The following is a 13,985-nucleotide window of genomic DNA, read 5'->3' on the forward strand; positions in this document are numbered from 1 at the left end:
GATTTTATCTGTAATCGTAAGGACTACGTTCAATTACTGGTATTTCTTCAAAATTTTCAAGTGTTGGTGGAGAATCCACTTCCCATTCCAGAGTTCTTCCTCCCCATGGGTTTTTACCGGCTTTAGGTCCGCTTTTTGCTCCTTTAATCAGATTAACCAGGATGATAATTAAACCTGTGATCAATACCCACGAACCCACCGTGGAAATAATATTAGGTCCGTGAAAACGATCTACATAATCATAGTAACGTCTTGGCATTCCATCAATACCTAAAAAGAACATTGGCAGATATAACGTGGTAAAACCGATAAAAAACAAAATCCATCCAGTAGTTGCAACTCTGGTATTATACATTCGTCCCCATATTTTAGGAAACCAGTAATGAATAGCCCCCATGAAGGCAAAACCGACACCTCCAAATACAATAAAATGAAAGTGAGCAACCACAAATGCAGTATCATGCAAATGCACATTCGTTGCTAAAGCTCCTAATGCTAATCCCGAAAGCCCTCCGATCATAAACACAAACAAGAACGATGCAGCCCAAAAGAATGGTGGCTCTAATTGTATAGATGCTTTATGAAGTGTTCCAACCCAGTTAAAGACTTTTATAGCACTTGGTATTGCAACCAAAAAGGTAAGGAACGAAAATGTATACAAAGCCGTACCACTCATTCCGGAAGTAAACATGTGATGTCCCCAAACAAAATATCCTACGAATGCAATTGCCAAGGTAGAAATCACAATGGCCTTATATCCAAAAATTGATTTATTGGCAAAGGTTGGAATGATTTCAGAAATAGCTCCCATGGCAGGTAATATCATGATATAAACAGCCGGATGGGAATAAATCCAGAATAAGTGTTGATATAAAATCGGATCTCCTCCTAATGCAGGATCGAAAAAACCTATATGAAATAATCTTTCTCCAACAATCATAAGTAAGGTGATTCCTACAATTGGAGTTGCCAGAATCTGAATCCAGGCAGTACCATACAATGTCCAGGGAAATAATGGTAAACGGAACCATGTCATGCCCGGAGCTCTCATCCTATGTATTGTTACAATGAAATTGATACCAGTTAGAATAGATGAAAAACCTAAAACAAATGCCCCTATAACAGCGGGAAGCATATTTGTATTGGTTTTAAAACTATAGGGAGCATAAAAAGTCCAGCCTGTATCAGGAGGTCCACCGCCCATGAACAAAGCGGAAAGAGCTATAATCGCTCCTGCAATATACACCCACCACGACATCAGATTTAATTTTGGAAAAGCAACATCCTTTGCCCCAATCATAATAGGTAGAAAGAAGTTACCAAATACTGCAGGTAACCCTGGCACTACAACCAAAAAAATCATTATCACACCATGAAGTGTAAAGATGGCATTGTATGCTTCTGGATTCATGATGGTCTTTCCTGGTGCAATCAGCTCTAATTTCATAGCAGCCCCTAACGAAACCCCTACAAGAAAGAACGTAACAATGGCATATAAATACAAGAGGCCAATTCGCTTGTGATCAGTTGAAAAAATCCAGGCAAAAATACCTTTGTATTTTCCTTTCTCTTCTCTAAAACTCACATGTGTTGTAGTTTCCGATTCGTGATTTGACATATACTAACGATTGATTTGAATTTAATTAGTAGCTTTCCTTTTAGGTTTTACAGTTAGAACTAAAAGAACCAAGCCGGCAATTACAATTATTAAAACACCGGCCAACTTGGTCACATTCAAAACATATGACTGTCCAACCGGATCGTAACTATAACAAAACTGTAATATTCTATTAACAGTAGGTCCTGGAATTCCTTTGGATGATTCTATAACCGCAAGTTTGAATTCGAATGGTAGAAAATAAGTTCCGTTAAGGTAACGGGTTATTTTACCTTCGGGACTTATAAGAATTAAACCTGCTGTATGAATAAAATCTGAACCTGTTTTTTTATAACTAAAACCTAAAGACTGAGTTAATCGGGATACATTTAAACTATCGGCTGTAAAAAATAACCATCCATCTTCCATTCCTTCCTTTTTAACCAGCATCGAATAGTTATTTCTTTTTTTCATGGCAAGATCAGCACCTTCTGTAAAATCAAAACTTACCGTTACAATCTGATAATCTTCCCCCAACACCATATCTGATCCATTGACAAGCTCTGTTATTCCATCCATTAATGGAGTACATATTCCGGGACAACGATAATAGACAAAATTTAAAACGGTGGGTTTTGTAAACAAAGAGCCAATCTGTACCTTCTCATTATTCACATCAACCAGTTCAATATCTGACGGAACCAACTCATCCAAATGCTCAATTATACCGATCTTTTCAGGATCCTGACCCAGAATATCAATTATTATTAAACCTAGAAATAAAAAAACAAATGCTATTCTCATAGAAAGATGTTTTGGACTTAATCGCTAAAATACTATTAATATTTGTTTATCTTTTATTCTTTTTAACACTTCAACCATCTAAATGTTTTCTCATGTCAGACCTACAAACAACGATATATTAACGTTTTAAAACATTTATTGTAGAGCACTTTTATAACAATAAAGAGTGCGTAAGGTTTAAGAGGTGTTAAATTTCTTATATACAAACACAAAAAAAGGGCTGCCAGAACGGCAACCCTCTTATATATTTTTTCAATCAGCTTTCTACTTCAACCAACCAATGATAGTTTGTCGACCCGTTACTTTTTGTTCAAGCTGAACATCAATTCTGGAATCCAAAGGTAAATAAAGATCAACTCTGGAACCGAACTTAATAAATCCCATCTGCTCACCCTGAGAAATGGCTTTTTCTTCTTCAGCATAACATACAATACGACGAGCCATTGCTCCTGCTACCTGACGAACAAGAATCTGAGTCCCTTTATGGTTTTCAATCACCACAGTTGTTCTTTCGTTTTCAGTAGAAGATTTTGGCAAATAGGCAGCCATAAATCTACCGCTGTGATGTCTGAAATACTTAACAACTCCTTTAATTGGAAACCAGTTGATATGTACATTTGTAACCGACATAAAGATAGACACCTGAAGACATTTGGTTTTTAAATATTCATCTTCTACCACTTCTTCGATAGTTACCACTTTACCATCAGCCGGTGCAATAATTGCACCATCCTGGATAATAGCATCACGTTTTGGACTCCTGAAAAAGTTAACTATCAGGAAATAAAATAACGCCGACACAAAAGTTGTAATATTTGTGATTTCAATACCAGCTAAAAAATAAATGCCGGCATTTAGGCCCAGCAGTACTATAAGTACTACAAATAACGTCGAGTAGCCTTCTTTATGTATAGTCATATTTATAAATTACAATTATCCGAATAAAACAAAAAGTGCAAATACCATTGGTGCTGCAAAGAGCACAGCATCAAAACGATCTAATATTCCACCATGCCCAGGTAAAATATTTCCCGAATCCTTTGTATCAACATTACGCTTTAACATCGATTCGATTAAATCGCCCATTGTACCAAATAGCGAAATAATAACTCCAGCTCCCAGCCAAACACCCAGAGATGCCAAACCGGTTAGCTTAAAAATAATATATGCGGCCGCAAATGTAAATATAACTCCGCCAATAAATCCTTCCCAGGTTTTTTTTGGTGAAATTCTTTCGAAAAGCTTATGCTTCCCAATGCTAACTCCTACAAGGTATGCTCCTGTATCATTGCACCATACCATTGCAAAGAATCCCAGTAAATAGTATCCATTAAATGCACCATCAACCCATCCAGTAAGATACAGAAACGATAATGGCAAAGAAACATATATAGGAACAAGTAAGGTTAGTCCAATTCTCAGGAAAGGATTATCTCCTCCTTTAAATAATTCACGAACAAATGGAATCCAGATAATTGGCATCAAAACTACATACCAACTTTGGCTAATAATATCCATTGTATCTAAAAAAACAAGAATTTGAAAGGATAGCCCTAATGATAATGAAGCAAGCAAATTTACTTTGTCGTATTTACGCTCAAGCAGGCGCTTTAGCTCTAACATACCAACCAATGCCACGACCAAACACACGATAAAAAATAGAACAGGATGATATAGGATAGACCCTACAACCGTTACTACGAAAAGGATACCTGTTAAGGTGCGTTGTATAAAATTATTCATTGATTGACGTTAATGCGCTGCAAAGTTAATATATCCTCGCTAATTTTAAAATCAAGCTTCCAAGTCAATCAAAACAATTAATTCTTTAGGTCCGTGTGCTCCCATAACGAGTGTCTTCTCAATATCTGCAGTGCGGCTTGCACCCGTAATAACTGTCATTTGAGAAGGCATATTACCGTCATATCTTTCTTTCATTCCATCAATCGCCTCCTCTAAAAATGGAACCAGCTGAGATGCTTTTGCCACCACAATATGTACAGGTGGAAAAATATTCATTAATCTACCTGATGGATGAGCAGAACTAATAACAACGGATCCGGTTCTTGCCACCAAGAACTCACATTTTGTTATACCAACTTCCATTTCCACAAAGTCATCATCTTCAGAAGAAACTTTCACAACCTCTTTCAGTTGCTCTTTTAATTCCGGATCACGAGTAAAGAGATATTTACATCCTTTTTCATCCAGGATATTTTTAACCAATGCGGAAAATTCTCCCCCCCCTTTATAAACATATGATAATCCCTTTATTTTCTCCAACTCCTCTCTAAAGATAACAAGTAAATCCTCAGGGTAGGGAAAAACACGAACGGATCGATCTCCTGGCGAGAACGATCCGTCTGTAGTATTTTGAGCCGCTTTAAGTCTGTTCAGAATCTTTTCGCGGTCGTTTTTTGACTTATTTTGCTGATTATTGCTCATTTTTTTCAGTTGTTTCAGATGGAGAATCAGCCACTTCATCTTCAACAGCAGGAGTTTCGATAGAAGTTTCTGCTTCCTTCGATTCTTCCAAATCCTCTTCCTCAATTACATGTTCTGAGAGTTTTCGCTTACCGAATAATTTTTCCAGATCCTCGCTAAAAATAACTTCTCTCTCTAACAACACTTCAGCTAGCTGAACATGTTTATCATGATTTTCAACCAAAATCTTTTTCGCACGGGCATATTGTTCGTCAATGATACGGCTGACTTCTTCATCGATTAGCTCAGCTGTTTTTTCGCTATATGGCTTTTGGAATGAATATTCCGACTGACCTGATGAATCAAAGAAACTCTTATTTCCAAGTTTATCACTCATACCAAAATAGGTCACCATAGCATAAGCCTGTTTGGTTACTTTTTCAAGGTCATTCAAAGCCCCCGTACTTATTTTACCAAACATGATTTCTTCAGCAGCACGACCTCCCAAAGCAGAACACATCTCATCCAGTATTTGCTCAGTTGTGGTCAACTGACGTTCCTCAGGAAGATACCATGCAGCACCTAAAGCTTTACCACGAGGTACAATGGTAACTTTTACCAATGGGTGAGCATATTCAAGCAACCAACTGATGGTGGCATGACCAGCCTCATGATAGGCAACGGCCTTACGCTCGTCTTTTGATATAATCTTATTTTTCTTTTCCAGTCCGCCAACAATACGGTCAACAGCGCTAAGGAAATCTTCTTTCTCAACAATCTTTTTATTACCGCGGGCAGCAATTAAAGCAGCCTCGTTACAAACATTGGCAATATCGGCACCCGAGAATCCAGGTGTCTGCTTTGCCAAAAATTTGCTTTCAACCTCTTTACTCAGTCGCAATGGACGTAAGTGAACATCAAAAATTGCTTTACGTTCCTTCAGGTCAGGTAACTCAACATGTATCTGACGATCGAAACGGCCAGCACGCATCAATGCACGATCAAGAATATCTGCACGGTTGGTAGCTGCTAATATGATAACACCACTATTGGTTCCAAAACCATCCATTTCTGTCAATAGTTGGTTAAGGGTATTTTCGCGTTCATCGTTGGCTCCCATGTTAGGACTTTTACCTCGAGCTCGTCCAATGGCATCAATCTCATCGATAAAAACAATACATGGTGCTTTTTCTTTTGCTTTCTTAAACAAGTCACGTACGCGGCTGGCTCCAACTCCCACAAACATCTCAACAAAATCGGAACCCGACATGCTAAAGAATGGTACATTTGCTTCACCAGCAACCGCTTTTGCAAGCAATGTTTTACCTGTTCCCGGAGGGCCTACCAAAAGTGCACCTTTGGGAATCTTACCTCCCAGTTCGGTATATTTTTCAGGTCTTTTCAAAAACTCGACTATTTCTTCCAATTCCTGTTTTGCTTCAACCAAACCAGCTACATCCTGGAATGTAACATTAATGGCTGATTCCTTATCAAACATTTTGGCACGCGACTTACCTACATTAAAAATATTGCCGGCACCACCACCGCCACCTTGAGCTCCCATACGACGGAAAATAAATACCCAAACTGCAATTAAAAGCAATAGAGGCCACATAAATGCGAAGAAATCACCAAAAAAATCGGTTCGTTTTTCATATTCAACAGGAATACTTATGCCAAGTTTTTCTTCTGTCTGCATTCTTAATTCCTCAAATTTATCAATCGAAGGAATCTCTACTTTAAAATGAGGACCTGAAGCAGGAGGCCCGGAATTGGTTAGATTCTCCTTAAAAAGGTCTTTAAATTTATCTAACCTATCTTCTTGCATGGTAATTTCAGCAATCCCTTCGTTGCGAATTACCACTATTTGTTTAATATCACCACTTTCAAGGATTTCTTTTCTGAATTCGCTATAAGAAATACTATGTGGTCCTTGTCCAAAGTCCATTTGACTCACCAGCAACAAGGCAACAGCAATCAATCCATAAGCCCAATACATATTGAACTTTGGCAACTTTGATTTCTCTTTATCGTTCCCTTGACCTTTTGGTTTTTCGTTTGCCATATGTTAATGCATCTAATTTTTAAAATAAATTCTCTATGTCCGTGCGTGCTGCATCGGCCCATAGACCTTCCAAATTATAGAACTCCCTTTGTGATCGCTGAAATACGTGTACAACAACGTCAAAATAATCGAGAAGAATCCATTCAGCATTTGTAAATCCTTCAGTATGATTCGGTTTCTCTCCTGCATATTCTCGCACATAATCTTCCACCGAATTTGCTACAGCATCAACATGAGTGTTACTGTCGCCATCACAAATTACAAAATACTGACAAATGGTATTATCCAACTCAGTAAGGTCGAGTATCGCAATATTTGTGCCTTTCTTTTCTTGTATTCCTTCAACAATGGTGTCAACTAATTGTTTGGCAGTCATATTTTCTTCCTTCATTCCTTATCTGCTTCTTTTTTCTTTAATTTTTTCTCTGGATATTTTAGATTAATTCTTCATAAGCCGATGCTTTGTAGCTTGTTAGCACACATCGTACAAAATGATTCTGTCAAAGATAGCACTTTTAGATAGATATAATTGATGTATTTTTACCTTTCGATTAAGTTAGCAGTATTTAACTGACAATTTTACACTAACACTGAAAGGATGGCACACATTTTTAAAATTGCCTACATAAAACATGCTGAGTTAAAATCTACCAATGAAGAAATGAAGTCATTGCTGTCTCGACAAAAACCGGAAGAAGGAACTGTTATTCTCACTGATCATCAGGTAGCCGGAAGGGGACAAGCTGGAAACTCATGGGAAAGCGAGAAAAACAAAAACCTCACCTTCAGCCTGTTGTTACGACCTCATTTTCTGGAACCACACAAGCAATTTTATATTTCTAAAATAGTGTCATTAGGATTGATTGATACAATCCGGGAATTTTTATGTGGTGTTACCATAAAATGGCCTAACGATATTTATATTGGTGATAAAAAACTGGCTGGTATCTTAATCGAGAATTCTATTCTTGGATCCCGCCTCGATTATTGTATCATTGGCATTGGATTGAATGTTAATCAAACTGAGTTTATCTCTGATGCCCCTAATCCGATTTCGCTAAAAAACATCACTTTGACGGAATTCGACTTAAACGATGTTCTGGAGAAATTACTCACTCATATAGAGAATAGATACATTCAATTGCAAGAAGGTATGGAAGAGGAAATAGACAGAGAATATTTTAGTTTACTCTACCGTAATATTGGTAAGCATCCATTTAAGGATGTAAGTGGAGTTTTTCGCGCTTCCATCAAAAGTGTCAGTGAAATGGGACTACTTACTTTGAAAGACGACCAAGGTAACTTTAGGGAATATGCTTTTAAAGAAGTAGAATTTATTCAGGAACCTACATCCGGTCAAATGCCTGGAAGATGTTAACAATACTCATAGCACAAGATTTAATCACATTAAAACGATAAACTTTTCATTTCAAAAATTAAAACTTTAGGGCCTATATTGTGTTTTTTGAATAAATATCAGACCATGAAACTATCTCAACATTATATGGCCGCCATCGAATTAATAGATCAGGCATATCAAACGGAACCCAACATCGAAATATATGATGGAAAAAGTTATCCACGGGAGTATCTGTATGCCCAACGAATGGTAACTGAACTCATGACATTTCAACCAAATGCCAGCGAAACAGAATTGATAGCAGCCAGATGTCAACATCTTAATCGATGGGATATACCTCGTACAGATTATCCGAATGGCAGAAAAGGTTATCATGATTGGCGTACAACTCTTTATGATTATCAAGCTCAAAAGGCAGCCGATATAATGCAAAAAGTCGGATATGATCAGCAATCAATTGATGAAGTTAAAGCAATGGTTGGAAAAGTTCATATTAAACTCAACAACCAAACGCAATTAATAGAGGACGTAGCTTGTCTGGTATTCTTAGAATATTATATCCAACCTTTTGTTGATAAACACAAGGAGGATGAAATAAAATTAGTCAGGATAATTCATCGTACCTGGGGAAAAATGTCAGATAAAGGACATGCAGCTGCTCTGCAATTAAATATTCCTAAACCTATACTGGCACTTATTATGAAAGCCCTTGAAAGAAAGGAATCCTGATATTTAAGATATATAAGAATGGATCGCATTTATATCAGATAAGATGCGATCCATTTTAATGTTATTGATATTGATGCTTAGCAATAGCATCAGAAAGTACTTCCAGAAATTTATTAATTGGTTTACTGGCTACCATTTTAATCATCGGATTCATATCAGCCTTAATGGTAAGTTTGATACGAGTATCATCCTCTGCAACTTCTTTCAATTGAATCCAAAGAAAGAAATTAAAAGGAGTTTTACCTTCAGCGGTATATTTTATGGTTTTAAATTCTTCTTTCTCAACAATTCGCAATCCTACTTCACCTACAGGATCAATAGTAAAACGACACGAATCGCTATTTGACTGCCAGTTTGTTATCTTATCCTTTGGAATCAGATCACCAAAATGATCAAAATCAGCAAGGAAATTAAAAATAGTTTCAGAAGAATAGGTCGACTTCTTAATGTCACTTTCAAACGTTGTCATGACTTACAAAATAAAAGAGCAAGCCATTCACTGACTTGCCCTGAGTTTATTTACAAATTTCTTACTTATTCCAGTTGGCAGGATCTTTTCTCCACTCTTGCAGTGTTGCCACGTCATCGGCTGTTACATAGCCCGACTCCTTAGCATATGGAATCATTTGTTCGTACGAACTAAGTGTTGTTAATTCAACATTGGCTTCATCAAATGCCTTCTCGGCAACACCGAAACCATAGGTAAAGATAGCTAACATACCCATTACTTCAGCTCCGGCTTCACGAATGGCTTCAACAGCTTTTAAACTGCTACCCCCTGTTGATATCAAATCTTCAATCACAACCACTTTTTGTCCAGGTTGTAAATCACCTTCAATAAGGTTAGTCATACCATGCGACTTGGCTGCCGATCGAATATAGATGAATGGTTTATTAATAGCATCTGCCACCAAAGCTCCCTGCGCAATAGCACCAGTAGCAACTCCGGCAACCACATCTACCTCCGGGTATTTCTCTAATACCAGGCGGGCAAATTGCAACTTAATAAAATCGCGCACTTCTGGGTAAGAAAGTGCTTTACGGTTATCACAATAGATCGGAGATTTCCATCCCGATGCCCATGTAAATGGGTTTGCAGGTTGCAACTTAATTGCCTTAATTTGCAACAGCTGATTGGCTATGATTTCTGCTAATTTTTCCATGCCGCAAATGTATAAAGTTTTTTTCAACGATAGAATACTTTTTTTAACCGACTCGCTCGAACAAGACCTTATTAATAACGACTTTGATGCCTTGCATAAATTCACATCGCATCATGAACTGAAGCAATTTGTTGAGTCGTTTGAGAACAATAAGGATTTGCAACAAGCTTTTCTTTACGGTCGTCCAAAAGAGCAATTATTAACCGAACTGAAAAAGTGCTTTAAATTTTTAATGGCAGCCGGAGGATTAGTATCTAATAACAATGATGATTTATTGATAATTCATCGTTTGGGTGTATTTGATTTACCCAAAGGAAAAGCCGAAAAAGGCGAAAGCATTGAAGAAACAGCATTACGTGAGGTTACTGAAGAGTGCAGCATTGCACCGCTTTGTCTAGAAAACAAATTATGCTCTACTTTTCATACCTATCTGCAAAAAGGAACCAACTATCTGAAAGAAACAGTCTGGTTTATGATGAAGTTTGAAGGCTCTGAAAATCCTGTTCCTCAAACAGAAGAAAATATTGCAAGTGCCCAATGGTTAAGCGTCACACAATTGGATAAGGTTAAGAAAAACACGTATCCTTCAATAATCGAAGTTTTAAACACAGCCGGATATTAACTGTAACCAATCCTTTTTAATTCATTTTAACACACTTAAAGCAACAAAAAAGGCCGTTAACGTGTAAAAAAAGTAGAAATTGTGCAAAATCAATAGTTTTTTAAACTATTTTAGTGCTTAATTAAAACACCTGACATGTCCGAAAACGAGTTCACCGAGCAAAAAACAAGGCTTCGGATAGAAGCTATGGAAAAAGAAATAGAGCGATTACGCTCTTCCAGCCATAAAAAATCTAATAAAATAGGATCGCTTCGTCGAAACTTATACTTTCAGCTGGTATTTTTTGTGTCCTTATTTTCGATTCTTTTATTTAAAGGATTGATCTTGCTTCCCGGCATCAGTAGCTCAGTAGACAAAGCACCTATGCAAGCAGAGGTGATTATACCACAAGATACCATAGTTACTAAAACTGAAATCAAAACTCAGGAAGATACAATCAGTCAGATCGTTTACAACACTCATAAAGGAGCCTTGCCCAAAGAAGACTACGATGGTATTCTATTTGCCATTCAAATAGGTGCCTATACTGGTATTGATCTTGATAAATACGACGGTAACCTTTTAGGCATCAAACAGGATAGTTTTGAAGGAATCAATCAGTTTACATTAGGTGAATTTATTGAATACAATGAAGCTGAAGAATTTTTAAATATCGTAAAAGGCATGGGCTTTAAGGATGCCTTTATCATGTCGTTCAAGAATGGACGCCGAATTAATATACAGAATGCGCTTGCCATGCGACTACAGGAACAACCTGTAGAAGTAACCGTTAAAGAAGCATATGAAGAAGAAGGCACTTCTGATGCTAATCTGGCATCAACCACACTTACTGAAAATGATACAAAAGAGAGTATTACAGTACCAGTTTCTACAGATGGAATAAGATTATAACATAGATAAAATAACAAGAAAGCCACCGTTGCAATCGCTCCGGTGGCTTTTTATTTAAATACAAACTATTACTGATGCAGTTCTTGTCGGATGTAAGTAATAATTTTCCAACGATCGTCGGGGATCACTTGTGCAGCATGTGACCCCATCATTCCAAAACCAATCGTTATTACATGAAAAATTTCTCCATCCGGATTATTTCTGATCTTATCTGATAAAAGTGTAGCTGGTGGATAAGGATACTTACCTGAAGTATATAAAAATCCTTTACCATCCCCTTTATCACCATGACAGTTAATACAATATATTCCGTACAACTCTTTCCCTCTTTCCACAATTTCAGTTTCACCATGATATGGATTTTCTAACTCCTGACCAGCCCAGGTACGATTCACATCGGTTTTTTCAAAATCATATGGAATCATTTCACGAGGAACAGTTCCCTCTGGTGGTAACTGATTTGTTTTACCATCTTTCCAAACAGGATTTTCAGCATATGTCTCATATGCCTGTGATTGTTCCATATCAGGAAAGTAACTATAACCTGGATGATTTCTGTTTTTATCACACGAAGCCAGTATAGCAAGAAAGGCAACACCCAGGGTTAATGTTTTTATAGATTTCTTCATATCAGCGAATGTTGTCATAATCAAAACTCTCTTTAAAGTATGGATGATTCTCAGGTACCACGGGAGCTTTAGCAAACTGTTTGAAAAACAGAAATAAAAAGATACCGGCAACAAGTATTGTCATACCAATTTCAAGCACTCCAAATTCAGCATGCCCGACGGCACCGGGCCATATGGATACATACATATCTATCCAATGTCCTACAAATACTATTATTGCAGCAATAAGCAACCAATTCATCTTTCGTTTTGTACCTCGTGGCATCAAAATTAAAAATGGTGTTAAAAAGTTGATGATTACATTAGTCCAAAAGATAAACTGAAAATCATTCTGCCGCGTCACAAAGTATACTGTTTCTTCAGGAATGTTACTGTACCAAATTAATAAATACTGCGATATCCACAGATACATCCAGAATATACTAAATCCAAACAAATATTTTCCAAGATCATGCATGTGTTCATCATTAACATGATCCATATATCCCATTCGTCTTAAAACAAATAATAGAATGATGATAACAGCAACTGCCGAAACAAAGGAACTTACAAAAATATACCAGCCAAATAACGTACTGTACCAATGGGCATCTATAGACATGATCCAATCCCATGCTGATGTAGAACTGGTAATGGCAAAAAGTACAATAAAAATACCTGCCCAATTACGACTGCGGGTAAATAGTTTTAAATCTGTTGATCCATCCGAAGCCAATGACAGCTTACGTATTTTTCTCACAAGAAAAGTCCAAAGTGCGATATATACAACTGTACGTATACTAAAAAACAAAGGATTTAGAAATGCGCTTTTACCTTGGAGCACTTCATCCAGATCCTCGGTATGACTCCAGTGGTAAATATCGTGCATACCCACCAATACCAAAAACATGATGACTCCGCCATAAGGAACATATTGTCCCATGGCCTCAGGGATACGCTGAATAGCGGTATGCCAACCTGACTCACCTAAAATATGAACCACCACAAAAAAAGCTGCGCCCATTGCAATGGCAGTAAAATAAAAACCATTTAACAGCACATTTGCCCAAATTCGATGGGTATGGTCGAGGTTAAGAAACACCCCGGCAACTGTTAATACAGCCCCGATAACCATCAGCACAATCAAGAAGGTTTTTAGCTTTTGCGTAAATTCAAATGACTTATACATGATTATCGTTTATGATTTAACTTCGTGTAATTGAACTCCCAATGCTCCCACTGATTGTAATGACTCATGCAGTGACTCAGCATTTCCCTCTTTGGCCTCCAATAAAATCTGGAATCTATCATTGGTTACCTCTTCGTCAAAAATATGGTTATCGGCTCCCGGCCCCAGATTACTTCTTATAAGAAAGCCAAAAACTAATGCAAAAGCTGCAAACAATACAGTTAATTCAAAAGTAACCGGCACAAATGAAGGTACTGATAAATAAGGTTTACCACCGAAATTCAATGGCCAAGCTTCAGTAAAAACCCAGGCCTGAAATCCAAAACCTATTATGGAACCAATTGCTCCAGCCACAAAGCCAGCCCGAGGCAATCTTGAACGGCGCATCTTTAATACTTTATCTAATCCATGCACAGGAAAAGGAGTGCGAACATCTGTGATATCCACATTTTTTTCCTGTAGCTCTTTAATGGCTATTATCAAATCCTTATCATCCGGAAAATATCCTGAAACGTATGTCTTATTCTTCATAG

Annotated in this window: 16 protein-coding genes; 4 read left to right on the forward strand and 12 right to left on the reverse strand. The window is 37.3% G+C overall.

Features of this window, described 5'->3' with window-relative positions:
• Positions 1-4: 4 nt before the first annotated feature.
• The 7 genes from ACRD62_RS04165 to rsfS form a co-directional block, all read right to left on the reverse strand.
• A complete protein-coding gene (locus tag ACRD62_RS04165) occupies positions 5-1,618 on the reverse strand; it encodes a cytochrome c oxidase subunit I (RefSeq protein WP_430818865.1) in 1,614 nt (537 codons plus the stop codon).
• Between the two features lie 21 nt (positions 1,619-1,639).
• Positions 1,640-2,401 carry an SCO family protein gene (locus ACRD62_RS04170; protein ID WP_430818866.1) on the reverse strand — a complete coding sequence of 254 codons (762 nt, stop codon included), beginning with the start codon at positions 2,399-2,401 and terminating at the stop codon, positions 1,640-1,642.
• A 264-nt stretch (positions 2,402-2,665) separates the two neighbouring features.
• Complete coding sequence (locus ACRD62_RS04175; RefSeq protein ID WP_430818867.1) at positions 2,666-3,319, reverse strand: phosphatidylserine decarboxylase family protein; 654 nt, start codon at positions 3,317-3,319, stop codon at positions 2,666-2,668.
• Between the two features lie 15 nt (positions 3,320-3,334).
• Entirely contained in the window at positions 3,335-4,144 is an 810-nt protein-coding gene (locus ACRD62_RS04180; protein ID WP_430818868.1) for a phosphatidate cytidylyltransferase, read from the reverse strand.
• A 51-nt stretch (positions 4,145-4,195) separates the two neighbouring features.
• Positions 4,196-4,846: a LutC/YkgG family protein gene (locus tag ACRD62_RS04185; RefSeq protein WP_430818870.1), complete on the reverse strand. Its 651-nt coding sequence runs from the start codon at positions 4,844-4,846 to the stop codon at positions 4,196-4,198.
• The gene (gene ftsH, locus ACRD62_RS04190) at positions 4,836-6,890 is read right to left on the reverse strand and encodes an ATP-dependent zinc metalloprotease FtsH (protein ID WP_430818871.1); all 2,055 of its coding nucleotides are present in this window, start codon (positions 6,888-6,890) and stop codon (positions 4,836-4,838) included. The genes ACRD62_RS04185 and ftsH overlap by 11 nt, the downstream gene beginning before the upstream one ends.
• A gap of 19 nt (positions 6,891-6,909) precedes the next feature.
• On the reverse strand, positions 6,910-7,281 hold the full coding sequence (gene rsfS, locus ACRD62_RS04195) for a ribosome silencing factor (RefSeq protein ID WP_430818872.1): 372 nt from the start codon (positions 7,279-7,281) through the stop codon (positions 6,910-6,912).
• A 207-nt stretch (positions 7,282-7,488) separates the two neighbouring features.
• Between rsfS and ACRD62_RS04200 the strand changes: the two genes are divergently transcribed.
• Both ACRD62_RS04200 and ACRD62_RS04205 read left to right on the forward strand, forming a co-directional pair.
• Positions 7,489-8,268: a biotin--[acetyl-CoA-carboxylase] ligase gene (locus ACRD62_RS04200; protein ID WP_430818873.1), complete on the forward strand. Its 780-nt coding sequence runs from the start codon at positions 7,489-7,491 to the stop codon at positions 8,266-8,268.
• A gap of 105 nt (positions 8,269-8,373) precedes the next feature.
• Positions 8,374-8,979: a DUF4202 domain-containing protein gene (locus tag ACRD62_RS04205; protein WP_430818874.1), complete on the forward strand. Its 606-nt coding sequence runs from the start codon at positions 8,374-8,376 to the stop codon at positions 8,977-8,979.
• Between the two features lie 61 nt (positions 8,980-9,040).
• Here ACRD62_RS04205 and ACRD62_RS04210 read toward each other — a convergent pair whose 3' ends face one another.
• Both ACRD62_RS04210 and pyrE read right to left on the reverse strand, forming a co-directional pair.
• On the reverse strand, positions 9,041-9,448 hold the full coding sequence (locus ACRD62_RS04210) for an SRPBCC family protein (protein ID WP_430818875.1): 408 nt from the start codon (positions 9,446-9,448) through the stop codon (positions 9,041-9,043).
• Positions 9,449-9,509: 61 nt separating this feature from the next.
• Positions 9,510-10,142, reverse strand: a complete 633-nt coding sequence (gene pyrE / locus ACRD62_RS04215; protein ID WP_430818876.1) for an orotate phosphoribosyltransferase — start codon at positions 10,140-10,142, stop codon at positions 9,510-9,512.
• A 7-nt stretch (positions 10,143-10,149) separates the two neighbouring features.
• Between pyrE and ACRD62_RS04220 the strand changes: the two genes are divergently transcribed.
• Together ACRD62_RS04220 and ACRD62_RS04225 are read left to right on the forward strand one after the other, a co-directional pair.
• Positions 10,150-10,764 carry an NUDIX hydrolase gene (locus tag ACRD62_RS04220; protein WP_430818877.1) on the forward strand — a complete coding sequence of 205 codons (615 nt, stop codon included), beginning with the start codon at positions 10,150-10,152 and terminating at the stop codon, positions 10,762-10,764.
• A gap of 135 nt (positions 10,765-10,899) precedes the next feature.
• A complete protein-coding gene (locus ACRD62_RS04225; protein ID WP_430818878.1) occupies positions 10,900-11,655 on the forward strand; it encodes a hypothetical protein in 756 nt (251 codons plus the stop codon).
• A 68-nt stretch (positions 11,656-11,723) separates the two neighbouring features.
• Here ACRD62_RS04225 and ACRD62_RS04230 read toward each other — a convergent pair whose 3' ends face one another.
• Genes ACRD62_RS04230 through ACRD62_RS04240 form a run of 3 tightly spaced genes read right to left on the reverse strand, consistent with a single transcriptional unit; the run spans position 11,724 to position 13,983 of the window.
• Positions 11,724-12,284, reverse strand: a complete 561-nt coding sequence (locus ACRD62_RS04230) for a c-type cytochrome (RefSeq protein ID WP_430818879.1) — start codon at positions 12,282-12,284, stop codon at positions 11,724-11,726.
• Between the two features lies 1 nt (position 12,285).
• Positions 12,286-13,452 carry a hypothetical protein gene (locus ACRD62_RS04235; protein WP_430818880.1) on the reverse strand — a complete coding sequence of 389 codons (1,167 nt, stop codon included), beginning with the start codon at positions 13,450-13,452 and terminating at the stop codon, positions 12,286-12,288.
• Between the two features lie 9 nt (positions 13,453-13,461).
• The gene (locus tag ACRD62_RS04240; RefSeq protein ID WP_430818881.1) at positions 13,462-13,983 is read right to left on the reverse strand and encodes a DUF3341 domain-containing protein; all 522 of its coding nucleotides are present in this window, start codon (positions 13,981-13,983) and stop codon (positions 13,462-13,464) included.
• Between the last annotated feature and the right edge of the window lie 2 nt (positions 13,984-13,985).

The organism is Carboxylicivirga caseinilyticus, from assembly GCF_050589785.1.
In the GTDB taxonomy this organism is placed as follows: domain Bacteria; phylum Bacteroidota; class Bacteroidia; order Bacteroidales; family Marinilabiliaceae; genus Carboxylicivirga; species Carboxylicivirga caseinilyticus.

Coding starts and splice junctions, on each gene's coding strand:
- ftsH (WP_430818871.1), bottom strand. CDS start 6,890: ATGGCAAACGAAAAACCAAAAGGTCAAGGGAACGATAAAGAGAAATCA.
- ACRD62_RS04175 (WP_430818867.1), bottom strand. CDS start 3,319: ATGACTATACATAAAGAAGGCTACTCGACGTTATTTGTAGTACTTATA.
- ACRD62_RS04200 (WP_430818873.1), top strand. CDS start 7,489: ATGGCACACATTTTTAAAATTGCCTACATAAAACATGCTGAGTTAAAA.
- ACRD62_RS04210 (WP_430818875.1), bottom strand. CDS start 9,448: ATGACAACGTTTGAAAGTGACATTAAGAAGTCGACCTATTCTTCTGAA.
- ACRD62_RS04235 (WP_430818880.1), bottom strand. CDS start 13,452: ATGTATAAGTCATTTGAATTTACGCAAAAGCTAAAAACCTTCTTGATT.
- ACRD62_RS04185 (WP_430818870.1), bottom strand. CDS start 4,846: ATGAGCAATAATCAGCAAAATAAGTCAAAAAACGACCGCGAAAAGATT.
- ACRD62_RS04205 (WP_430818874.1), top strand. CDS start 8,374: ATGAAACTATCTCAACATTATATGGCCGCCATCGAATTAATAGATCAG.
- pyrE (WP_430818876.1), bottom strand. CDS start 10,142: ATGGAAAAATTAGCAGAAATCATAGCCAATCAGCTGTTGCAAATTAAG.
- ACRD62_RS04240 (WP_430818881.1), bottom strand. CDS start 13,983: ATGAAGAATAAGACATACGTTTCAGGATATTTTCCGGATGATAAGGAT.
- ACRD62_RS04170 (WP_430818866.1), bottom strand. CDS start 2,401: ATGAGAATAGCATTTGTTTTTTTATTTCTAGGTTTAATAATAATTGAT.
- ACRD62_RS04230 (WP_430818879.1), bottom strand. CDS start 12,284: ATGAAGAAATCTATAAAAACATTAACCCTGGGTGTTGCCTTTCTTGCT.
- ACRD62_RS04180 (WP_430818868.1), bottom strand. CDS start 4,144: ATGAATAATTTTATACAACGCACCTTAACAGGTATCCTTTTCGTAGTA.
- rsfS (WP_430818872.1), bottom strand. CDS start 7,281: ATGAAGGAAGAAAATATGACTGCCAAACAATTAGTTGACACCATTGTT.
- ACRD62_RS04225 (WP_430818878.1), top strand. CDS start 10,900: ATGTCCGAAAACGAGTTCACCGAGCAAAAAACAAGGCTTCGGATAGAA.
- ACRD62_RS04165 (WP_430818865.1), bottom strand. CDS start 1,618: ATGTCAAATCACGAATCGGAAACTACAACACATGTGAGTTTTAGAGAA.
- ACRD62_RS04220 (WP_430818877.1), top strand. CDS start 10,150: ATGTATAAAGTTTTTTTCAACGATAGAATACTTTTTTTAACCGACTCG.